Source organism: Nocardia sp. NPDC004654 (assembly GCF_040609595.1).
Classification (GTDB): domain Bacteria; phylum Actinomycetota; class Actinomycetes; order Mycobacteriales; family Mycobacteriaceae; genus Nocardia.
In genome coordinates, this window is sequence record NZ_JBEXKI010000004.1 from 39982 (window position 1) to 61356 (window position 21375).

Genomic DNA, 21375 nt, shown 5'->3' on the forward strand with positions numbered 1-21375 from the left:
GCTCGGTGGTGTTCAGTTGTGCGTGCTGGGTTTCGAAACGAGGCCGAGGACGGTGAGATCGAGGTCGCCGGAGGCTTCGGTCCAGCCCATGGCGCGCAGTTCGGTGGGCGCTGCGACACCGAGCGCGTGGTGCAGGCCGAGGGCGACGGATCGGGCGAATTCGAGCAGCACGTTGTCGGCGAGCGGCCAGAAGAGGCTGCGCTGCCAGTTGTCGATCTCGCGCCGGGAAACCGGTTCCTGCCAACCGAGTTCGCGCAGCATTCGCTCGGCGTCCGACGACATCGGCTGGTCCAGATAGCGATTGCCCGCGAGTTCGGCGGACAGCTTGATGTCGTACTGCACGAATTGGACGTAGCGGTTGCCGGGCGCGGCGATGATCAGCGTCGCGCGCGAGGGCAGTTGGGCCAGACAACGGGCCAGTGCCTGCACGAATCGGTCCCAATCCGTGGTCACCGGCTCGCTCATACTTCCCCCGGTCGATCGCACTGGAGCACGATCATACGCCGACCTGGCTGAGACACCAGAGTGAATCTTTTTGGCGCGACGCAAGGTTCGCGAGATTGATGCACTTCGGCAACAACTCTCGCCGCCGGATGACGCCGCAGGTGATCTCGACGACCCCGCAGGCTCTGCGACGGCTGGACGCCTGCACTGGCCGCCAGGCAGCTGCCGATCGCGGGCGATGACCAGCCGGTGCCCCTCGGAGAACCTTCCGCGGCGGGTCTCAGGCACCCACCACCGCTGACTCGACCTGGACGGCGACATTTCCCTCCGCACCCCAGATTCCGGGGCTGGACGCAAGCCCAGGTGACACACCATAGTCCTCTGGTGCGAGTGGGTTCTGTGGTGGCGCGGGTCGTAGCCGGGGTGGCGTTGATGCTTGGGATGGCGATGCCCGCCGTGGCCGAGCCGCCCGACGTTCCGTTCACCTGGTGGCAGACGTACTTGACCACCCCGGACGGCACTCGCCTGCACGCCGACGTGCTGCGTCCACCCGGCATCGCCGACGACGCCAAGACGCCGGTGCTGCTCACGGTGAGTCCGTACCGCTCGCACCTTGCCTACCTGACCCATCCGCTGCCCGAGGGCGGGCCGTCGGTCGAGAACCTGCCGGTCGAGCAGGCGCTGCGCGCGGGCTACACCTACGTGCTGGTGGATCTGCGCGGGTTCGGCGGCTCGAACGGCTGTCCGGACTACGGCGGGCCCGGCGAGCGGTCGGATGTGGCGACCGCGGTGGAATGGGCGGCTGCCCAGCCGTGGTCGACCGGGCGGGTCGGCATGACCGGCACCTCCTACGAGGCATGGACGGGCATGCTGGCGCTGGCGGCCAAGCCGAAGGGGCTGGCGGCGGTAGCCGCGTTCGCGCCGGTGGTCGACCCGTACTCCTACCTGTACATGCGCGGCGTCTCCTGGAAGTTCTCCGGAAAACCGGTGACCGACAACGGCATCCGTCCCGCCGACCAGGTCGGGTTGGAGCATCTCGCGATCGCCTCGACCCCGGCGCACTGGGGCGACTCCCCCGAATACCAGGCCAACGCCGTGAGTATGCCGCCGGGCTGCGCCGAGCGCTACGTCGACCTCACCACCGACCACGACGCCGCCAATCCCGGATGGATCGAGCGCGACCTCGTCGACGACTTGCGCGGCAACACCATTCCGCTGTTCGTCAGCCAGGGCTTCCTCGACGGGAACACGCGGGCGGATCGCGTCTTCGAGATGTGGCAAGGCCTCGGCCCCGGCGAACACCGCGCCTGGTTCGGCCAGTGGGGTCACACCGACTGCCACGAGAAGTGCGGCACACCGTTTTTCGACGCCGAGCTCATGGCGTTCTTCGACCGGCACGTCGCGGGCAAGGACGTCGAGGTGCCCGGGCCGAGGATCAGGGTCAACCAGTTCGACGGCGGGTGGCGTTCCGAAACCGCCTGGCCACCCACGGATTCCGAGCGCGTCACCGTGCAGCTGCGTACCGGCTCCTATACCGACCGTGGGCTGCTGCCGGGCCGCGACCGCGAGATCTGGTCGGTATCACAACCTTTGACGGAACCGACGCACCTGTCCGGCGTCGCGACGGCGAAGCTCCAGCTCGCGGGTCCCGAGTCCGCCACGGTCACCGTCGAGCTCTACGACATCGCTCCGGACGGCCGCGCCACCATCATCACCCGTGGCGTCGCCCCGGTTCGTCCGGACACCGACATCCGGCTGCTGGGCCAGGACTGGCCGCTGGCCGCGGGACACCGGCTCGGCGCGAAGATCACCGACGTGATCGACGACGTGTGGTCGCACGCGCCGAGCAACGCGGTCGTCACCGTGCATTCTGCGCGACTCGAACTGCCAGCGCTCACCACACCGCGCAGCCCCGACCTCCCTGGCGGCACACCCGACTGGCACGCCAGGTGGCGCGCGGAGAAGACCTTCCCGATCGACCCGGACCTCTTGAACAACCCGGCTACCGCCATCGACCTGCCGACGACACGGTGACCGAGAAGGCACACCGACCGGCCGGTCTGCCTTCCGGCTCAGGGTGTTGAAGAATGCAGTGATGCTCACGAACCCCACCGGCGCCCGATGACGCCGGAGACCACCCCCGCCGACGTCGACGACCGCGTCGCCGAGCGGCTCGCCGCGGCCCTGCGCTGCGCCACGGTCTCCACCGAGGACTCGACCGGCGCCGCCGACGAAGCCTTCGAACAGCTCGCCGCGCATTTGGAGCGCTCGTTCCCGCTGGTGCATGCGGAACTAGAACTCGAACTGTTCGGCCACAGCAGGCTCTACCGCTGGCCGGGCGCGGAGCCGGATCGGGTGTCCGCGATCCTGCTTGCCCACCAAGACGTGGTGCCGGTCGACGACGCGCGCCGGTGGACGCACCCGCCGTTCGACGGCGTCGTGGACGAGGAGTTCGTCTGGGGTCGCGGCGCCATCGACGACAAGAGCAGGCTGATCGCCATCCTGGAGGCGGTGGAGGCCGCGCTGGCCGCGGGCCTGCGACCCCGGCACACCGTCTACCTCGCGTTCGGGCACGACGAGGAGATCTTCGGCGACGAAGGCGCCGTCCGGATGGCGGAGCACCTGCGGAAGGGCGGGGTCCGCGCGGATCTGCTGCTGGACGAGGGCGGTGTGATCACCGAGGGCGTCGCCGACGGCGTGGACCGGCCGGTGGCCTCGATCATGCTGGGCGAGAAGGGTTATGCCACCGTGCGGCTGCGGGTCCAGGAGACCGGCGGGCATTCCTCGATGCCGGGCAGGCAGACCGCCGTCGGCCGGATCGCCAGGGCGGTGGGACGGGTCCAGGACCATCCGATGCCGTTGCGGCTGACGCCGGTGATCGCCGACATGCTGACCCGCCTGCGCGCGGCGATGCCGGAGACGCGCAGGCGGCTGCTCGGGATCGCCGGTCTCGCGGGGCCCATGATCACCCGGATCATGGCCGCCCGCCCGCAGACCGAGGCGCTGGTGCGCACCACCACCGCACCGACCGTGATCAGCGGCGGGGTGAAGGCGAACGTGCTGCCCCAGCGCGCCGAGGCGCTCGTCAACTTCCGCATCCTGCCCGGCGATTCGGTGGCCGGGGTGCTCGCGCACTGCCGCAAGGTGATTCGCGATCCCGGCGTGCAGCTCGAGCTGGTCGGGATGTCGTCGGAACCGTCGCGGACCACCGCGCCGGGCCCGGCGTTCGAGTTGATCGCCAAGCTCGCCGAGCACATCGTTCCCGGCATCGCGGTCACCACCGGCCTGGTGCCCGGCGCCACCGACTCACGCCACTACGACGACCTCGCCGCCACCCGGTGCAACTTCGCGCCGATCGTGCTGACCCAGGCCGACCTGGCGACAATCCACGGAACGGACGAGCGCATCTCGCGGGTGAACTACGCTCGGCTCATCGAGTTCAATCGACGGTTGATCGAGGAACTCGCGCACGGATCGACCCGAGAGGAGCGCAGGTGACCCGCACCGAGGATGGCGATTTCGAGGGCACGGGCAGCCGGATCGCTTGGCGCGCTTGGCTTCCCGAGACCACGACCAAGGCGGCGATCGTACTGGTGCACGGTATCGCCGAGCATTCCGGCCGGTACGGCCACGTCGGGAAGCGGTTGGCCGAAGCGGGTTTCGCGGTCTACGCGCTCGACCACCTCGGCCACGGCAAGTCGGCGGGCAGCAAGGCGAACATCGGCTCGATGGACGGCTCCGCCGACAACGTCGAGGGCATGCTCGACATCGCCGCCCGCGAACACCCCGACGTGCCGAGGTTCCTGCTCGCGCACTCGATGGGCAGCCTGATCGTGCTCTACCTGGCCACCCGCGCGCCGATCGACGTGGCGGGCATCGTGCTCTCCGCGCCGCCGCTGGACATCGAGGTCGGCAACCCGGTGCAGCGACTGGTGGCGCCGGTGCTGTCCAAGCTGACACCGAATCTGGGTGTGCTGAAACTGGATTCGTCGATGATCAGCCGCGACCCCGCAGTGGTCGCGGCCTACGACGCCGACCCGCTGGTCTACCGCGGGAAGCTGCCCGCGCGCACCGGCACCGAGATCCTGAACGCGACCGCCACGGTCAAGGGGCGGCTGGACAAGCTCACCGTTCCGCTGCTGGTGATGCACGGCACCGCGGACGCCCTCGCCGCGCCGTCCAGCACGGATCTGATCGAGCGCGAGGCGGGGTCGAAGGACCTGACCGTCATCCGCTACGAGGGGCTCTACCACGAGATCTTCAACGAGCCGGAGCAGGATCGGGTGCTCACCGATGTGGTGGCATGGCTGGAGGCGCACGTTACTCAGCCGTAAGATCCGGTCATGGGAACCACACCAACCGGATCCGTCGCGTTCGTCCGCGCCACCTGGCACAGCTCGATCGTCGGCAAGGCCCTGGAGGGCTTCACCGCCGAGTACACCGACCTCGGCTTCGACCCGGCCACCATCGATGTGTTCGAGGTGCCGGGCGCGTTCGAGATTCCGTTGCACGCCAAGCGGCTCGCCCAGTCGGGCAAGTACTCGGCGATCGTGGCCGCCGCCCTGGTGGTCGACGGCGGCATCTACCGGCACGATTTCGTGGCCTCGGCCGTGATCGACGGGCTGATGCGGGTACAGCTGGACACCGACGTGCCGGTCTTCTCGGTGGTGCTCACCCCGCACCACTTCCATGAGCACAGCGAACACGTCGACTACTTCACCGGGCACTTCGTGACCAAGGGCGCCGAGGCCGCCCGCGCGCTGGCGACCACGCTCAGCTCGCTGCGCGCGCTGCCCGCCGCGACCGGATAGGTCCGGCCGCGGCGGAACGGCTCACTTGAACTTCGTCATGCAAGCCTGCTCGCCGTCGAGCACGCCGGTGCGGAACGCCTCGAGCCGCTGGTAGCCGCTCTTGACGACCTTGCCGTCCACGTCGGCGGCGGCGAGCCCGTCGGCGAGCAGGCCGGAGACGGCCTCGTCGAGGTCGTTCGCCGACAGGCGCGGGTCGCTGGTCGGCTCGCTGAGCTTGGTGGTGAACGCGCCGCTGAGGCAGGCGGTGCGCAGGCCCGCGGTCTCCGCGCCGGTCAGCGAGAGCTTGCGGTCCTGCTGGACGGCGAGCATGTAGCGGGAGACGAACACCACGAAGGCGTTGTAATCGCCCTGCACGACGGCCGACAACGGCTCGTCGTCGCCGTCGAGCGGACCGCCGCGCTCGGCCAGGTCGGGAACATCGGTACCGATCTTGTTCGAGCTCGGGCAGTACGACACCGGTTCGGTGGTGGTGACCTTCGAGCAGTTGCGCACCACGCCGGAGTAATCGAACTGCGGCGCGTCGGCGATCGGGAAGTTCTTCAGCAGCGCCTGGCTCACGCTGGTCAGCGAGGCCTGGTCGACCGGGAGCTGCTGGCTCTCCTCGTCGTCCACCTCGAAGGTCACGGGCAGACCGCCGCGGCGCTGCTCGATCTCCTTCCTGTCGATCTTCTTGCACGCCTCGGCGCCGTCGGTGTAACCGAGCTGCACGGCGGTCACCCGCTCGAACGCCGAACCGTGCACGTTGTCGGGATCGCTGGGATCGGTGTCGCGCACCGCGATGGTGGCGCCGAGCACGCCGTCCAATCCGTCGGTCATGTTCATGGTGAAGTGCGGGGAATCGCCCTCGGCGACGTGCCGTAGGAACACACCCGCCAGGCAGTCGGCCTGCTGCTCCTTGACCAGTCCGCCGGTGAACAGACCGGCGATCTTGGCCTGCCCCTGGATGGCGTGGCCGTACTCGTGCGCGAGCACCATCACCACCGACATCGGACCGTACTTGTCCTCCAGCAGCGGCAGCAGCACCCTGCGGTCCCAGCCGATGGTGTGGTCGAGCCCGCAGTAGGCGGCATTGACCAGCTTGTAGGTGTCGGTCTTGCAGAACTTCACCGACTGCTCTTTGGGGGCGCGCGCGTCCCAGGAGATGTACTTGTTCGCCGGCTTGAAGGCGCCGGGAAAAGTCTTGGCGTACTCGGCTTTCCAGAACTCCTCGATGTCGGCGATGGCATTGAGGGCAAGCCGGTCGACCGGTCCACCGTCGCCGTTCTCCGCGGTCAGCGGCGCGTCGGGGACGCCGGGACGCGGGCCGCTCGGCCCGGTGCTGGTGGCCGCGCCCGCGACCATCCACGGGTTGTTCGGATCGATGGCGGCGGCGTTCTCCGAGCTCGTCGTGTTCTGCGAACTCCCGCACCCCGCGAGCGTCGCGCCGACCGCCGCCAGCACCGCGATAGCGGCGAATCGCAGCCGTTTGGTCCTCATCAGGTCTTCCTCCCCGGTCCTGCGCGGGCACCCGCCCGCGCCGCCGCCGGACGGTGGTCTACCCACACCGCCGGTCGAGCGTTCACATGGTAATCGCTGATTCCCGCGCACGCGTATCCCATTGCGCGCCCAGACTTCAAGCGCGACCACACAAGCATCCACGCGCGCACCACCTACGCGGCGGTGCGACGCCACACACCTTGCGCACGCCTCACACAGACGACGCCTATGTGGGGCGTGCATACGGGGTGTGGGAACGGCAGATCGGATGCTCAGGCGTCGAGGCGCAGCAGCGCGAATACCGCGCGGTGGTCCGATCCGGGGATCGACAGGCTCTCCATCTCCTCGGCCGTACCGCCCGCGACCAGGATGTGGTCGATCCCGATCACCGGTCCCCAGGATCGGTCGGTGGGATAGGTGGGCAGCGGGCCCGCGCCCGCGAGGTCGGCGGCGGAGTCGAACCGGCCGCGCACCAGGTCGCGGAAGGCCGAATGATCCCGTGTCGCATTGAAATCCGCGCCGACTACGGCCGGACCGGTTTGGGCGTCGAGGATTTCGCGGATGCGGCGCATCTCCCAGCTCCACGCCGCGAAGTCCAGCGGCGGCGGCATCGGGTGGAAGGCGTAGACGGCGACAGGCCCGCGCTGCGGATGCTCCATGATCGCCGAGAGGTTGTTCATGACGAAGCCGTCGTATTTCCTGGTGTCGCGCAACGGGTATCGGCTGAAGATGCCGGTGCCCGCGCCCCATTTCCCGGGTTCCAGGTAGTGGTACGGGAGATCACCGGCCAATTCGGTGGTCAGCCGCGCGGCCGATTCGGGTGTCAGCTCCTCGAGGGTGAGCACGTCGACGCGGCGCTCGCGTACCTCCCGCACCACCACGGGCAGGTCGGCGCCACCGAACAGCAGATTCGACTGGAGCAGCCGAATCTCCGGCCCGCTCGCCGCCCGCCCGTCCGGCACGAACAGCGGCAGCTGCGTCCACAACACCCCGACCACGACGACGCCCGCCGCGGCCGCGCTGCGCCACCCTCGCGCGACGACGAACAGCAGCAGTCCCACCAGCGCGCCCAGCATCAGATACGACGCCCCCGAGGCGACGAGCACCGGCAGCCGCCGCTGCCAGGAACTGAAGTAGAGCACGACACCCGCGATTCCGACGACGAGGGCACACCAGCCCAGACCGAGCAGCACCCGGTTCACCCAAACACGCATGCGACCGACCCTAGGCGGGTTCTCCTGGAGAAACCTTTCGCGCCGCATAACGCCACAGGATCCGCACAATTCCTACACTGGCGGCATCATCGCGGAAGGGGTTGCAGATGTACGTCGAAGAATTCACGGCCGCCGGGCCGCTGTCCGCCGACGAAGCCCAGGAACTCGCGGACATCGCGGGTCGCTACACCTCGCGCATCACCGTCAGCTGCGGCGGGCGCGACGTGCACGCGCTGGTCCTGCCGGTCGCGTGGGACGAGCTGCCGATGACCGCTGGCAGCCGGGTGACGGTGACAGTGGAGGGAGGACGGCAGGGACCGGAGGAGGACCGCCAGGCCCTGCGCGATTTCGTCTGCCGGATGCAGCACGTCGACGAGTGACCTGCGTCAGGCCCCGAAGACCCTCTCCACCACCGCTTTCGCCCGCCGCGTGACCCGCATGTAGTTGTCCAGGAACTCGCTGCCGTCGTCGTTGCGCCACCCCGCCACGCGCGCGACCGCCGAGAGCAGACGCCCCGGGCCGGGGAGCTGATCGGTGGCCTTGCCGCGCACCAGGACCAGCGCGTTGCGGGCCTTGGTCGCGGTGAGCCAGGCGTCGCGCAGCAGCGCCACGTCCTCGGCGTCGAGCAGCTTGGTCTCCTCGATCACGTCGAGCGATTGCAGCGTGGAGGTGTTGTGCAGCGCGGGCACCTCGTGGGCGTGGCGCAGCTGCATGAGCTGCACGGTCCATTCGATGTCGGCCAGACCGCCGCGCCCCAGCTTGGTGTGCGTCGCGGGGTTCGCGCCGCGGGGCAGACGTTCGGAATCGACCCTGGCCTTGATGCGGCGGATCTCGCGCACCGCCTCGGCGGAGACGCCGCCCACCGGGTAGCGCACCTTGTCGATGACGTGCAGGAAGCGCAACCCGAGTTCCTGATCGCCCGCGATCTGGTGGGCGCGCAGCAGCGCCTGTACCTCCCACGGCTGTGCCCACTGCTCGTAGTAGGCGCGGTAGGCGGCGAGGGTGCGCACCAGCGCGCCGTTGCGGCCCTCCGGTCGAAGGCCCGCGTCGACGTGCAGCGGCGGGTCGGTGCTCGGTGCGCCGAGCAGGCGCTGCACCTTCTCGGCGACGCCGATGGCCCATTTGACGGCCTTGGTCTCGTCCTCGCCCGGACGCGGGTCGCAGACGAACAGCACGTCGGCGTCGGAGCCGTAACCGAGCTCCATACCGCCGAGCCTGCCCATGCCGATCACCGCGAAATCGGCGGGCGCCGGCGCGCCGGTCTCCGCCTCGCTCGCTCGGATCACCGCCGCCAGCGATGCTTCCAGCACCGCAACCCACACCGAGGACAGGGCACGGCACACCTCAGGGACCTCGAGCATGCCGAGCAGATCCGCCGACGCGACCCTCGCCAGTTCGTGGCGGCGCAGCGAACGGGCCGCCGCCACAGCGCGTTTCGGATCCTCGTAGCGGGCGGCCGCGGTCAGGATGCCGCGCGCGACGTCTTCCGGCTGCGGTCCGAGCAGCAGCGACCCACCGGGACCGTCGGCGTACATGCGAATCGTTTCCGGTGCGTTGATCAGCAGATCGGGCAGGTACTCGGAGGATCCGAGCACGATCATCAGCCGCTGCGCGATCGCGCCCTCGTCGCGCAGTTCACGCAGGAACCAGATCTGGTCGTCCAGCCCTTCCGACACTCGGCGATAGGCGAGCAGGCCCGCGTCGGGATTCGGTGTGTCGCCGAGCCATTCGAGCAGGGTGGGCAGCAGCAGCGCCTGGATGCGGCCCTTGCGGGAGACCCCGCCGGTGAGCGCCTTGAGATGGCCGAGGGCGTTCTCCGGCGCCGCGTAACCCAGCGCGGCCAGCTGCCGGATCGCGGCGTCCGGGCTCAGCCGCAGCGCTGCGGAGTCCATCCGCGCGACCGCGTCCAGCAGCGGACGGTAGAACAGTTTCGCGTGTAATCGACGCACCCGCACGGCATTTCGGCGAATCTCGGAGGCCAGCACGCCGACCGCGTCCTGCCTGCCGTCGGGACGGATGTGCGCGGCGCGGGCCAGCCAGCGCATCCCCTCCTCGTCGTCGGCCGCGGGCAGCGTGTGGGTGCGCTTGAGCCGCTGCAACTGGAGGCGGTGTTCGAGCAGGCGCAGGAATTCGTAGGAGGCGGTGAGGTTCGCGGCGTCGTCCCTGCCGACGTAACCGCCCGCGGCGAGCGCGGTCAGCGCCTCGACGGTGCCCTGCACGTGCAACGACTCGTCCACCCGGCCGTGCACCAATTGCAGGAGTTGCACGGCGAATTCGACGTCGCGCAGGCTGCCGTGGCCGAGCTTCAGTTCGCGCTCGCGCAGGTCGGCGGGGACCAGGTCTTCCACGCGGCGGCGCATCGCCTGCACGTCGGCGACGAAATCGGGCCGCTCCGAGGCGGTCCAGACCATCGGCATCACCGCGTCCCGGTACTGATGTCCGAGCTCGAGGTCGCCGGTCATCGGCCGGTTCTTCAACAGCGCCTGGAACTCCCAGGTGCGCGCCCATCGCTTGTAGTAGGCGATATGCGATTCCAGGGTGCGCACCAGCGCGCCCTGCTTGCCCTCCGGGCGCAGCGCCGCGTCCACCTCGAAGAAGGCGAGGCTCCCCACGCTCATCGTCTCGGCGGCGAGCCGGGTCGCGGTGGCGTCGGCGGGTTCGGCGACGAACACCACGTCCACGTCGCTGACGTAATTCAGTTCGCACGCACCGCTTTTGCCCATCGCGATCACGGCGAGCCGGACCGGGCACGGCCCGTCCTTGCAGACCCGCGCGACCGCGACCGCGAGCGCCGCGGTGAGCGCCGCGTCGGCCAGATCGGTGAGATGCCTGCCGACGGTCTGATACGGCAGCACCGGCTCGTTCTCGACGGTGGCGGCCAGATCCAGCGCGGCGAGCAGCATCAACTGGTCTCGGTAGCGCCTGCGCAGCAGCGCCACCGCTTCGGGTCCGGCGATTTCAGCCCGAAACAACATGGGGCCCGCGTAGGGCCCTTCCTCGGGCACCGCGTCGACGGCGTCGAGCAGATCCGCGAGGACCTCCTCGCGCTTCGGCAGGTCCCCGCGGCGCAGCAGCTGCCACGAGGCGGGCTCGGCTACCATATGGTCGCCGAAGGCGCTCGACGAGCCGAGCAGCGCGAAAAGCCTGCCGCGCAAGGACTTATCGGTGCGCAGCGCGGAATCCAGTGCGGCCCAGTCGCTTCCGAGCCCCTCGCGGAGGCGCATCAGGGTGCTCAGTGCCAAGTCGGCGTCGGGCGCCCTGGACAACGACCAGAGGACCGGGATACTTTCGACGTTGTCCCAGCCCAATTCGCGCAGCGAGGCTGCGGCCGTCGGCTCGAGCAATCCGAGCCGACCGACACCGGGAACAGCGGAGCGCGCAGACGGTGGCCGGACCATAGTCTTAAACTACATGCCCCGGCCGCGCGTCTATGTCACAGTCCGAGGTACTCCTTGAGCTCGAACGGGGTCACCTGGCTGCGGTAGTCGGCCCACTCCCGGCGCTTGTTGCGCAGGAAGAAGTCGAAGACGTGCTCGCCGAGGGTTTCGGCGACCAACTCCGAGCGCTCCATCGCCTGCAGCGCCTCGTCAAGGGTGCCAGGCAGCTCGCGGAAGCCCATCGCGCGCCGCTCGGCGGTGGTCAGCGCCCACACGTCGTCCTCGGCCTCCGGCGGCAGGTTGTAGCCCTTCTCGATGCCGCGCATACCCGCGGCGAGCAGCACCGCGAATGCCAGATACGGGTTGCAGGCGGAATCTGGGCTGCGGATCTCGACGCGCCGCGAGGACGACTTGTTCGGCGTGTACATCGGGACGCGCACCAGCGCCGAGCGGTTCGACCGGCCCCAGGAGGCCGCCGTCGGGGCCTCGCCGCCGTGGATGAGCCGCTTGTAGGAGTTCACCCACTGGTTGGTGATCGCGCTGATCTCGGGCGCGTGCTCCAGGATGCCCGCGATGAACGCGCGGGCGGTCTCGGAGAGGTTGATCGGGTCGTCCGGGTCGGCGAAGGCGTTGTTCTCGCCCTCGAACAGGCTCATGTGCGTGTGCATCGCCGAGCCCGGGTACTGCGCGAACGGCTTGGGCATGAAGGTGGCGCGCACGCCCTCGTCGATGGCCACTTCCTTGATCAGGTAGCGGAAGGTCATCACGTTGTCGGCCATGGACAGCGCGTCGGCGTAGCGCAGGTCGATCTCCTGCTGACCGGGCGCGCCCTCGTGGTGGCTGAACTCCACCGAGATGCCCATCGACTCCAGCGCGTCGATCGCGTGGCGCCGGAAGTTGGGGGCCGAGTCGTGCACCGCCTGGTCGAAGAAGCCGCCGGAGTCGGCGGGCTCGGGCGGCGTGCCGTCCTGCGGGCCGTTCTTCAGCAGGAAGAACTCGATCTCGGGGTGCACGTAGCAGCTGAACCCGACATCGCCCGCCTTGTTCAGCTGCCGCCGAAGCACGTGGCGCGGGTCGGCCCAGGACGGCGAACCGTCGGGCATGGTGATGTCGCAGAACATGCGCGCGGAGTGCTGGTGGCCCTTGCTGGTGGCCCAGGGCAGCACCTGGAAAGTGGAAGGATCCGGGCGCGCGACCATATCGGCCTCCGACACCCGGGCGAAGCCCTCGATGGCCGAGCCGTCGAAGCCGATACCCTCCTCGAAGGCGCCCTCGAGCTCGGCGGGAGCGATGGCGACGGACTTCAGGTAGCCCAAGACATCGGTGAACCAGAGCCGCACGAAGCGGATGTCCCGCTCTTCGAGCGTCCGCAGCACGAATTCCTTCTGGCGATCCATGTCCGCGAGCGTAAGCACCTGGCGTTAAATCCGTGTTACGTACGGCCTCGGGATTGCGTTTCGGGTCCGCGAGGGGCCGTTCGGGACGAAGTTCGCAGGCGTGCGGACCGGTCGGTGAGCAGTCTCCCGGGATTCGGCGTTCGCCGGGACGTTCGCCGCCGATCGTTCCGGAAATGCTGTAGCGACAACGTCTGCGGGTGCGCACGGAACAGTATGACCACCGATCTCCGTTCGCGCCGGACACCCCCGGCGACTTCGGTGCGGCCGCCGACCGGGCACCGCGGGTGGCGACAAGTCGACTTGACGTCAGCAGGTCAGGCCGGGCGCGGGAACCTTCAGATCGACCAGGTAGGCGATCACGGCGGAGTCGAGGCACTGGTTGCCCGCCACCAGCGCGGCGGTGTGGCGGTTGCCGTTGAAGGTGATCAGCGCGGCGTCCAGCTGGGCGGCCAGGTCGACGCCCGCCTGGTACGGCGTGGCCGGGTCGTCGGTCGTCGAGACCACCACGACCTTCGGCAGACCTTCGACGGCGATCCGGTGCGGGTTGCCGCTGTTGGGCACCGGCCAGCTCGAGCACAGCTCCAGCGGGGCCTGGCCGGTGCCGCGGCCGTCGTCGAGGAACGGGGCGGCCTTGCGGTACTCGGTGTCCTGGCGGCCCGCGACCGCCGGATCGGTGACCCGCGGATCGTCGACGCAGCGGATGGCGTTGAAGGCGTCCTGGGTGTTGTTGTAGGTGCCGTCGTCGCGGCGGCCGTCGTACATGTCGGCCAGTTGCAGGAGGGTGTCGCCGCGGCCGTCGCGCAGTTCGTCCAGGCCGAGGGTCAGCACCTGCCACAGGTCGTCGGAGTAGAGCGTCTGGGTGACGCCGGTCATGGCGTCGTTGTAGCTGAGACCGCGCGGGTCGGTGGTCTCGGCGGGCCTGTCCACAAGCGGGTTCACCAGGTCGCGGAAACGGGCCACGGCCTGGGTCGGGTCGGTGCCGAGCGGGCAGTCCGGTTCGGTCGCGCAGGCCTGGGCGTAAGCGTCGAACGCGGTCTGGAACCCCGCCGCCTGGCGCAGCGACTCCTGGACCGGATCCTGCGAGGAGTCGACCGCGCCGTCCAGCACCAGCGCCCGCACCCGGTCCGGGAACTTCTCCGCGTACAGCGAGCCGAGCTTGGTGCCGTACGAGTAGCCGAGGTAGGTCAGTTTCGGGTCGCCGAGCACCGCCCTGATCACGTCCATGTCCTGGACCACCTCGCGGGTGCCGACATGCGCGAGCAGCTCGTCACCGGTGCGCTCGACGCACTTGTCCGCGTACTCCTTGTTCTCCGCCTCCGAGGCCGCGATGCCTTCGGGCGTGTTGTCCTCGGGGCGCTCGGCGCGCTCCGCGTCGGCCTCCTGCGGCGTCAGGCACGCGATGGCGGGCGTCGACGCGCCGACACCGCGTGGATCGAACCCGACCCGGTCGAAGCGCTCCGACAGCGGCGTCCGATTCGCGATGCTCGACATCGACAACCCCGACACCCCCGGCCCGCCCGGATTCATCAGCAGCGAACCGATCTTGGCCCCCGACGCGGGCACCCTGCTCAGCGCGACCTGCGCCGTCGGCCCCGCCGGATCCGCGTAATCCACCGGCACCGTGATCCGTGTGCACTGCGCGTTCGGCGGAAACCGATCATCCGCACTCGCGAACCCCGCGCACTCCCCCCACTCCGGCGTCTGCTGGTAGAACCGCTCCAACCCGGCCTGCGGTGCGGGCATCGGCCCCCGCGGCTCCGCCCGCTCGATCGCGCACCCGGCCGCGACCATGCTCAGCACCGCCGCCACCAGCACACCACGCCCACGCCGCAATCCCATACTCCGATCCTGCCAGGAAGGGTTTGCCAGGCGGTTCCTCCCCCGTCCGCGAACAGCGGCCATGTGCGCCCGAACCACCGCACGTCGCTGTGACCAATCGCACCGATCGACGCCCTTAAGCGACCGCCGAGACGGGTGGCACACTGGAACCGTCAGAAGACCCGGGGACCCGGCCAGGGCCTCGAGGCGACAACACGAAAGGGACGATGATGTCCGTATCCGATGCGGAAACCCCTGCCTACGGCGCGGCTCCGGCCGAGACCAAGAAGGCGCGGCGCAAGACGCGTGTCCCCCACCTTCAGCAGATGAAGGCCGACGGTGAGCGCTGGGCGATGCTCACCGCCTACGACTATTCCTCCGCGCGCCTGTTCGAAGAGGCGGGCATCCCCGTACTGCTGGTCGGCGACTCGGCCGCCAACGTGGTGTACGGCTACGACACCACCGTGCCCATCACAGTGGACGAGTTGATCCCGCTGGTGCGCGGCGTGGTGCGCGGCGCACCGCACGCGCTGGTGGTGGCCGATCTGCCGTTCGGCACCTACGAGTCCTCTCCGCAGCAGGCGCTGGCGACCGCGACGCGGTTCATGAAGGAGGGCCTCGCGCACGCGGTCAAGCTCGAGGGCGGCGAGCGAGTCGCCGAGCAGATCGCGCTGATCACCTCGGCCGGTATTCCGGTGATGGCGCACATCGGCTTCACACCGCAGAGCGTCAACACTCTCGGCGGTTTCCGGGTGCAGGGCCGCGGCGACGGCGCCGAGCAGCTCATCGCCGACGCCATCGCGGTGCAGGAGGCGGGCGCGTTCTCCGTGGTCATGGAGATGGTTCCCGCCGAGCTGGCCGGGCAGGTCACCCGCAAGCTGACCATCCCGACCGTGGGCATCGGCGCGGGCGCCGACTGCGACGCCCAGGTGCTGGTCTGGCAAGACATGGCGGGTTACACCAGCGGCAAGACCGCCAAGTTCGTCAAGCGCTTCGCCGAGGTCGGCGACCAATTGCGCTCCGCGGCAGCGGCTTACGCCGACGAGGTGCGCCGCGGAACGTTCCCCGGACCCGAACACAGCTTCTGATCGAATGACCGGTCGAGCGGCGCGGACCGCCTGTCCCGCCGCTCGATTCGTTGTAGGCGGCGCTCCTGCGTCGGGCGGCGCGGGAACGAGCGGTGCGGGCCGCGCGCGGCAAACAATGGCAGACTCGATGCCGACATTCTCGACACGAGCAGAGGTACCGATGCCGCACAGCCGTTGGATTTTCCGCAGCACCTCGCTGGTGGTCGCCGCGTTCGCCGCCGCGACACTGGCCGCGTGCGGGACGAACGGGAACCCCGAGCCCACCGGTAGCACGGGATCGACCACCTCGGCGCCCACGTCGGCGACCACGACCGTCCAGGCCACCGGCACCCAGAAGCCGACCCCGACGGTCACCGACGCCGCCGCCACACAGTTGTGCGACGCGATCCGCCCCGAGCTGTCCAACTTCCGGGTGCAGGGTCCCACGCTGGGCCGGGTCGGCCTCAACCTGATCGTGCACCCGTGGGGCCTGCAGAACGGCATCGACGTGCTCGGCAACAAGGCCGTCGTCGACACCGTCACCACCAAGAGCTGCCCGGACGTGCGCCAGCAGGCCATCGAGGCGCTACAGACGCCGGACCTGGCCTCGATCATCGTCGGCCTGTGATGCGCACCCTGTATCCCCCGATCGAGCCGTACGAGTCGGGCATGCTCGACGTCGGCGAAGGTCAGTCGGTGTACTGGGAGGTCAGCGGCAATCCCGAGGGAAAGCCGGTGGTGTTCCTGCACGGCGGCCCCGGCGGCGGCACCGCGCCGTTCCACCGGCAGTTCTTCGACCCGTCGGCCTACCGCATCGTGCTGTTCGACCAGCGTGGCTGCGGCCGGTCCACCCCGCACATCGCCGACGGCGCCGATCTCGCGCTCAACACGACCTGGCACCTGGTCGCCGACATCGAGGCGCTGCGCGGACATCTCGGCATCGCCCGCTGGCAGGTCTTCGGCGGCTCGTGGGGCTCCACGCTGGCGCTGGCGTACGCGCAGAAGCATCCGGAGCGGGTCACCGAACTGGTGCTGCGCGGCATTTTCCTGTTGCGGCGCAAGGAGATCGACTGGTACTACAACGGCGCCGCGGGCTACGTCTACCCGGACGAGTGGGAGAAGTTCCTCGCGCCGGTGCCGGAGGCCGAGCGCGACGGGGATCTCGTGGAGGCCTATCACCGGCTGCTGCACTCCCCCGATCCCGAGGTGGCGACGGCCGCCGCGATCGCGTGGTCGGTGTGGGAGGGTTCCACCAGTTCGCTGCTGCCCCATCCGGATCGGGTCGCCGAGACCGGCGAGCCGCGGTTCGCGCTGGCCTTCGCGCGCATCGAGAACCACTACTTCCGGCACGGCGGTTTCCTGGAAGAAGGGCAGCTGCTTCGTGATGTGGACGCGATCTCGCACCTGCCGGTCGTCATCGTGCAGGGTCGCCACGACATCGTCTGCCCGGCCGTGAGCGCCTGGGATCTGCACCGCGCCTGGCCCGGCTCGCAGCTGCACATCGTCGACGACGCGGGGCACGCGGCCAACGAGCCCGGCATCGTCGACCGGCTGGTGCGCGCCACCGACGGCTTCGCGAAGGTGGGCTGAGCCGTGGCGTCCGCTGCCGGAGAAGCCCTGATCGCCGCGCTGCGGGACGACGTCGACCGGTTGCTGGCCGCCGAGCCCGAGGTGCGTGCGGACGCACCGGATTCGGTGCACCAGATGCGGGTCGCCACCCGACGGCTGCGCAGCGTACTCCGCTCGTATCGCGGCGTGTTCGAGAAGGCTCCGGCGGCCGAGATCGGCGCGGAGCTGAAGTGGCTGGCCACCCTGCTCGGCGTCGCCCGTGACGCGGAGGTGCGGGCCGACCGCTTCGCCGACCTGCTCGACGAGCAGGGCGAGGAAGTGCCGGAGGTGGTCGCCGAGCGCCTGGTCGGCGCCGAACGCGCACGCTACGACGCCGCGCACGCCGAGGTGCTCACCGCACTCGACACCGACCGCTATCGCGCGTTGCGCGAGCGACTGACCCGCTGGCGCACCGACCCGCCACTGCGCCCCGCCCGCGCCGCGGCGCCCGCCGCCGACTTCTTCGGCGTCGTGCTGCTGCGCGACCACGAACGGGTGGCGGCGCTCATCCGGCACGAGCCGACGGTGCCCGGTCCGGAACGCATCGAGGCGCTGCACGATATTCGCAAGAGCGCCAAGCGTTTACGCTATTCGTGCGAGGCCGCCGAACAGGTCATCGGCGAGTCCGCCGCCGATCTCGGCGGTCGCGCCAAGCGCCTGCAAACCGTGCTCGGCGACCACCGCGACGCGGTCGAATCCGGCGCGGCGATCATCGAGCGCGCGGCGGAAGCCGAGGCCGCCGGCGAGGACATGGACGTCTATCGCCGTCTCACCGTCGCGGAGAACGCCGCGGCCGACCGCGCCCTTGCCCGCTACCCTGAAGCCGCCGAAGCACTTTCGACCAGCCTCTGGTGACTTCGTGACTCCGGCGCGCGCCGCGGTGACAGCGGCTGCGTAGCAGGCAAACCGTCTGCGAAGGAACAGCGACTGCGCAGAGCGCGAACGGTCCGCGAGGGGACAACGACTGCGCAGGGCGCTGAAGGCCTGTGACGGCGTCGGTGAACGCGCTGCGAGCAGTCAAGCGGGGAAGGCGAAGCCGACCTTGCGGGTGACCGGGTCGGCGGAGACGAGCCGCACGCGGACGGACGCGCCTTCCTTCGGGCTGCCGGTGCAGGGTCCGAGCACCGGAGGGTCGGCGATGAAGACCACCGCGGGCCGGTTGCCGTTGGCCTCGCGGATGACGACCGCGTCGAACACGGCGTCGGGTCGTTGGGCGAGCAGGCTGGCCTCGGTGAGGTCGATGCAGGCGCGGTCCACCTTGCCCGAGACGCCGTCGGTGCGCTTCATGGTGTCGGCGGTCGGCTCGAGCCCGTCCCGAACCCATTGCGGCACCGGGGTTCCCGCACAGTGGGCCAGGCAGATCTCGGTGGCGAAGCGGTCGGCGAGGCGGCGCAGCGGAGCGGTCACGTGCGCGTAGGGCGCGCCGATCCCGCTGTGCGCCAGAATCTCCGGCGTCGACCCGTTCACCACGGTGTACGCGGCGCCGCGCAGCAGGCCGGTGGCCTCCGACATGAGCACGAGTGCGGCGGGACTATTGGGATCGAGTCCGGCCAGCATGCGGCCGACCGGCTGATCCGCGGGCCAGGCCACGGCCAGCGCGGCGGCGGTGCGGCGCATGGAGGCGATGGCGGATTCGGAGGGCTGCGGCATGGTGCGCAGCAGGCCGATCCGCCGCCCGTCGGTATCGGCGCCGTCGAGCATGATGCGCGCCGCGCACATGCCGGTCAGCAGGGAGACCTGCTCGTTCCAGTCGTCGGCCGCGGTGCGCGGCTCCACGACGAGCCGCCAATGCCCGTCGTTCGCGTCGTCGCGGATGACGCTCTGAGCGGGCAGGCGCAGCCCGATCGCGCCGCGGGCCAGTCCGGCCTCGATGCGCCTCGTGCCGAATTCCGGCAGGGCCGCGATCGAGGGGTGCAGGGTGCCCGCGTCGGCGTCGGCTTGGACGCCCGCGTAGTCGAGTCGCGCGCGGGAGCGGACGGTCGCGCGCACCACCGAGTAGGTCAGCGGTTCGCAGTTCTCGTCCAGTTCGATGGTCCACAGGGCCGCGGGCCTGGTCTGGTCGGGCAGCAGGCTCGCCGCGCCCTCCGAGAGGACGGTCGGATGCAACGGCACCGTGCCGTCCGGGAGATAGAAGGTCTGGCCCCGGACGCCCGATTCTTTGGCGAGCGCTCCGTCGGGGGCGATCACGGCGCCGACGTCGGCGATCGCGTAGTGCAGTGTGAAGCCGGAGCCGGTGCGCTCCAGGTGCAGGGCCTGGTCGAGATCCAGGGCGCCCGGCGGGTCGATCGTCACCAGCTCGATGTCGGTGCGATCGATCCGGTCGCCCGCGAACGCGTCCACCGCGCCGCGGGCTTCCACGGTGGCCTCGGCGGGGTACGCCGAGGCCAGACCGAATTCGGATCGGATGGCGCCGAAATCGACCGGCGCCGAGATGATCCGCTGGTGCAGTTCCACGTAGAAATACGTTACTGCAGTGCCAGCATCGTGCCGTTCAGCTCGTTGAACGGACCGAACACCGTGAACGTCACCCGCCCGGTCGGGTAGGTCGACGACAGGTCGGCCGCGGCGTCGAGCGCCTCACCGAACGACGCCGCCGACGGGTGCGGAAGACCGGCGAGCGTGCGGCCGAAATTGTTGTCGGCCACCCACCTGGTGTCGGCCGGGCTGAGATCGACCTGCACCCCGCCGGGAAGCGGAGTCACCGCGACCGCATTGGCGGACCCGGCGCCCAGCGCGGCGAAAACCGATGCGGCCCCGGCGATGAGCGCACCGGCGACCAATGAACGAACTACCCGCATAGAGTTGAGACCTGCTTCCGCAATCGAAGTATGAATGGCCCGCTGCTGCCCGGCATCGGGCCTGCCAACGGCGACTACTGTATGACGTCGGTCACGATCTAGGCCAGTTCCGTACAAATCGCCCGGCCCGACTCGTCGTGTCGCGATCGACTGCTACTGTTCGGGGCCGGTGCGGGCCGTGATCTCGCCGCCCATTCCGAAGTGACCCCGTACGTCGACAATTGGGAGTTATGCACTGATGTCATCGATCATCTTCGACTACCTGATGCCGCTGCTCGGCCCGGAGCAGGCCGCATACTGGGCGCAGGTCTTCATGGTCGATCCCACCTGATCTCACAGAGAACGCCACACGCCGGTCGCCTTCCGTTAACCGTACGGAAGGCGACTTTCGTCCGGTGCCGATAGCATCCGGCACCGTGAGAAGAACTTCCGCCGCGATCGCGGTCACTACCACCCTGTTCGCCCTGCTCATCGCGGGTTGCAGCAGCGACGACAAGGACACCGCCGCGGCGTCGTCCACCTCCGCCTCCCCCGCCGCTCAGCCCAGCGGCGCCGCCGTGCCCGACAGCGCCAAGGCCGGCATGTTCGTCGTGAGCTACCGCAGCGCCTTCCCGAAGCTGGCCGAGGGCCGCAGCGACGCGCAGATCGCGGAGATCTTCACCGCCACCTGCAAGGATCTCGAGGACGGCAAGGCCGAGGACGCCATCGTGCAGTCCACCGTCGACCGCACCAAGTCCGGCCCGACCGCCGCGAGCAAGGAAGAAGCCCAGGCCATCTTCACCACGGCCAAGTACCTCTGCTGAACCGCGCCGCCGATGCGGGCCCGGAGCCCAGGGCGCGGCCCGCATCCGGCGGTTCGACTTCGTTCCGTCGACGCCGATCCTCGCGGCTCGGCACGGGCCACCCGGGCGTGTGGCGGACGAGTTGGTCTGTAAGCCGGATCCTGTTCCCGGTTCGCACCGGGCGGCGACCATCCATCTGGGCACACCGTCGCCGGGTGCCTCGAGCGGCCCACCCGCAGGCTCGGGCGAGCAGCCCTCGAACGCCTGCGCAGCCGCACTCCGAGAAGTGCGACCTTCGACCTTGCTCCGGGCGGGGTTTACCGAGCCGCCCCGGTCACCCGGGGCGCTGGTGCGCTCTTACCGCACCGTTTCACCCTCACCGCGCGTCCCCGAAGGGACACGGGCGGTCTGTTTTCTGTGGCACTGTCCCGCGGGTCACCCCGGGTTGCCGTTAGCAACCGCCCTGCTCTCTGGAGTCCGGACTTTCCTCGACGACAGGCGGCGGCACCGAGGTGCCCGTTCCCATCGCCGCGGCCGCCCGACCAACTCGTCCGCGCGTGCCAGGATACTCCCCGGCAGGTGA

At 69.7% G+C, this 21375-nt stretch carries 18 protein-coding genes and 1 other RNA gene; 10 read left to right on the forward strand and 9 right to left on the reverse strand.

The genetic code is table 11. From position 1 onward, the window contains the following. Positions 1 to 12: 12 nt before the first annotated feature. On the reverse strand, positions 13 to 465 hold the full coding sequence (locus ABZV58_RS14405) for a hypothetical protein (protein ID WP_355000601.1): 453 nt from the start codon (positions 463 to 465) through the stop codon (positions 13 to 15). A 363-nt stretch (positions 466 to 828) separates the two neighbouring features. Here ABZV58_RS14405 and ABZV58_RS14410 point away from each other — a divergent pair, with 363 nt between their 5' ends. The 4 genes from ABZV58_RS14410 to ABZV58_RS14425 all read left to right on the forward strand — a co-directional run bounded on the left by ABZV58_RS14410 (position 829) and on the right by ABZV58_RS14425 (position 5255). Beyond that, the gene (locus ABZV58_RS14410) at positions 829 to 2478 is read left to right on the forward strand and encodes a CocE/NonD family hydrolase (RefSeq protein ID WP_355000602.1); all 1650 of its coding nucleotides are present in this window, start codon (positions 829 to 831) and stop codon (positions 2476 to 2478) included. Positions 2479 to 2565: 87 nt separating this feature from the next. Next, positions 2566 to 3942, forward strand: coding sequence for a M20/M25/M40 family metallo-hydrolase (locus ABZV58_RS14415; RefSeq protein ID WP_355000603.1), 1377 nt, complete (start codon positions 2566 to 2568; stop codon positions 3940 to 3942). Then, entirely contained in the window at positions 3939 to 4778 is an 840-nt protein-coding gene (locus ABZV58_RS14420) for a lysophospholipase (protein WP_355000604.1), read from the forward strand. The genes ABZV58_RS14415 and ABZV58_RS14420 overlap by 4 nt, the downstream gene beginning before the upstream one ends. 9 nt (positions 4779 to 4787) lie before the next feature. Continuing rightward, complete coding sequence (locus ABZV58_RS14425) at positions 4788 to 5255, forward strand: 6,7-dimethyl-8-ribityllumazine synthase (RefSeq protein ID WP_355000605.1); 468 nt, start codon at positions 4788 to 4790, stop codon at positions 5253 to 5255. Between the two features lie 21 nt (positions 5256 to 5276). Here ABZV58_RS14425 and ABZV58_RS14430 read toward each other — a convergent pair whose 3' ends face one another. Further along, a complete protein-coding gene (locus ABZV58_RS14430) occupies positions 5277 to 6731 on the reverse strand; it encodes a metallopeptidase (RefSeq protein ID WP_355000606.1) in 1455 nt (484 codons plus the stop codon). 272 nt (positions 6732 to 7003) lie between these two features. After that, entirely contained in the window at positions 7004 to 7945 is a 942-nt protein-coding gene (locus tag ABZV58_RS14435) for an endonuclease/exonuclease/phosphatase family protein (protein WP_355000607.1), read from the reverse strand. 107 nt (positions 7946 to 8052) lie between these two features. Between ABZV58_RS14435 and ABZV58_RS14440 the strand changes: the two genes are divergently transcribed. Continuing rightward, positions 8053 to 8325: a hypothetical protein gene (locus tag ABZV58_RS14440; RefSeq protein ID WP_355000608.1), complete on the forward strand. Its 273-nt coding sequence runs from the start codon at positions 8053 to 8055 to the stop codon at positions 8323 to 8325. Positions 8326 to 8331: 6 nt separating this feature from the next. On the opposite strand, the gene ABZV58_RS14445 is transcribed toward ABZV58_RS14440, so the two are convergent. The 3 genes from ABZV58_RS14445 to ABZV58_RS14455 all read right to left on the reverse strand — a co-directional run bounded on the left by ABZV58_RS14445 (position 8332) and on the right by ABZV58_RS14455 (position 14558). Then, positions 8332 to 11343, reverse strand: coding sequence for a bifunctional [glutamine synthetase] adenylyltransferase/[glutamine synthetase]-adenylyl-L-tyrosine phosphorylase (locus ABZV58_RS14445; RefSeq protein WP_355000609.1), 3012 nt, complete (start codon positions 11341 to 11343; stop codon positions 8332 to 8334). A gap of 35 nt (positions 11344 to 11378) precedes the next feature. Beyond that, positions 11379 to 12719: a type I glutamate--ammonia ligase gene (glnA, locus tag ABZV58_RS14450; protein ID WP_355000610.1), complete on the reverse strand. Its 1341-nt coding sequence runs from the start codon at positions 12717 to 12719 to the stop codon at positions 11379 to 11381. Between the two features lie 306 nt (positions 12720 to 13025). Beyond that, positions 13026 to 14558, reverse strand: a complete 1533-nt coding sequence (locus ABZV58_RS14455; RefSeq protein WP_355000611.1) for an alpha/beta hydrolase — start codon at positions 14556 to 14558, stop codon at positions 13026 to 13028. A gap of 209 nt (positions 14559 to 14767) precedes the next feature. Here ABZV58_RS14455 and panB point away from each other — a divergent pair, with 209 nt between their 5' ends. The 4 genes from panB to ABZV58_RS14475 all read left to right on the forward strand — a co-directional run bounded on the left by panB (position 14768) and on the right by ABZV58_RS14475 (position 18067). Continuing rightward, complete coding sequence (gene panB, locus ABZV58_RS14460; protein WP_355000612.1) at positions 14768 to 15625, forward strand: 3-methyl-2-oxobutanoate hydroxymethyltransferase; 858 nt, start codon at positions 14768 to 14770, stop codon at positions 15623 to 15625. Positions 15626 to 15785: 160 nt separating this feature from the next. Then, positions 15786 to 16232, forward strand: coding sequence for a hypothetical protein (locus tag ABZV58_RS14465; protein ID WP_355000613.1), 447 nt, complete (start codon positions 15786 to 15788; stop codon positions 16230 to 16232). Then, positions 16232 to 17194, forward strand: a complete 963-nt coding sequence (gene pip, locus ABZV58_RS14470) for a prolyl aminopeptidase (protein ID WP_355001136.1) — start codon at positions 16232 to 16234, stop codon at positions 17192 to 17194. Before ABZV58_RS14465 ends, pip begins: the two co-directional genes overlap by 1 nt. A 3-nt stretch (positions 17195 to 17197) precedes the next feature. Then, entirely contained in the window at positions 17198 to 18067 is an 870-nt protein-coding gene (locus tag ABZV58_RS14475) for a CHAD domain-containing protein (protein WP_355000614.1), read from the forward strand. A 162-nt stretch (positions 18068 to 18229) separates the two neighbouring features. Here the strand turns inward: ABZV58_RS14475 and ABZV58_RS14480 are convergent, their stop codons facing one another. Both ABZV58_RS14480 and ABZV58_RS14485 read right to left on the reverse strand, forming a co-directional pair. Further along, complete coding sequence (locus ABZV58_RS14480; RefSeq protein WP_355000615.1) at positions 18230 to 19666, reverse strand: RNB domain-containing ribonuclease; 1437 nt, start codon at positions 19664 to 19666, stop codon at positions 18230 to 18232. An 11-nt stretch (positions 19667 to 19677) separates the two neighbouring features. Then, positions 19678 to 20010: a hypothetical protein gene (locus ABZV58_RS14485; protein ID WP_141812492.1), complete on the reverse strand. Its 333-nt coding sequence runs from the start codon at positions 20008 to 20010 to the stop codon at positions 19678 to 19680. 416 nt (positions 20011 to 20426) lie between these two features. Here ABZV58_RS14485 and ABZV58_RS14490 point away from each other — a divergent pair, with 416 nt between their 5' ends. Beyond that, entirely contained in the window at positions 20427 to 20813 is a 387-nt protein-coding gene (locus tag ABZV58_RS14490) for a hypothetical protein (protein WP_355000616.1), read from the forward strand. A 113-nt stretch (positions 20814 to 20926) separates the two neighbouring features. Here ABZV58_RS14490 and rnpB read toward each other — a convergent pair. Further along, an RNA gene (gene rnpB / locus ABZV58_RS14495) (RNase P RNA component class A) lies at positions 20927 to 21342 on the reverse strand. Between the last annotated feature and the right edge of the window lie 33 nt (positions 21343 to 21375).

Coding starts and splice junctions, on each gene's coding strand:
- ABZV58_RS14405 (WP_355000601.1), bottom strand. CDS start 465: ATGAGCGAGCCGGTGACCACGGATTGGGACCGATTCGTGCAGGCACTG.
- ABZV58_RS14415 (WP_355000603.1), top strand. CDS start 2,566: ATGACGCCGGAGACCACCCCCGCCGACGTCGACGACCGCGTCGCCGAG.
- ABZV58_RS14425 (WP_355000605.1), top strand. CDS start 4,788: ATGGGAACCACACCAACCGGATCCGTCGCGTTCGTCCGCGCCACCTGG.
- ABZV58_RS14430 (WP_355000606.1), bottom strand. CDS start 6,731: ATGAGGACCAAACGGCTGCGATTCGCCGCTATCGCGGTGCTGGCGGCG.
- ABZV58_RS14435 (WP_355000607.1), bottom strand. CDS start 7,945: ATGCGTGTTTGGGTGAACCGGGTGCTGCTCGGTCTGGGCTGGTGTGCC.
- ABZV58_RS14440 (WP_355000608.1), top strand. CDS start 8,053: ATGTACGTCGAAGAATTCACGGCCGCCGGGCCGCTGTCCGCCGACGAA.
- ABZV58_RS14445 (WP_355000609.1), bottom strand. CDS start 11,343: ATGGTCCGGCCACCGTCTGCGCGCTCCGCTGTTCCCGGTGTCGGTCGG.
- glnA (WP_355000610.1), bottom strand. CDS start 12,719: ATGGATCGCCAGAAGGAATTCGTGCTGCGGACGCTCGAAGAGCGGGAC.
- ABZV58_RS14455 (WP_355000611.1), bottom strand. CDS start 14,558: ATGGGATTGCGGCGTGGGCGTGGTGTGCTGGTGGCGGCGGTGCTGAGC.
- panB (WP_355000612.1), top strand. CDS start 14,768: ATGTCCGTATCCGATGCGGAAACCCCTGCCTACGGCGCGGCTCCGGCC.
- ABZV58_RS14465 (WP_355000613.1), top strand. CDS start 15,786: ATGCCGCACAGCCGTTGGATTTTCCGCAGCACCTCGCTGGTGGTCGCC.
- pip (WP_355001136.1), top strand. CDS start 16,232: ATGCGCACCCTGTATCCCCCGATCGAGCCGTACGAGTCGGGCATGCTC.
- ABZV58_RS14485 (WP_141812492.1), bottom strand. CDS start 20,010: ATGCGGGTAGTTCGTTCATTGGTCGCCGGTGCGCTCATCGCCGGGGCC.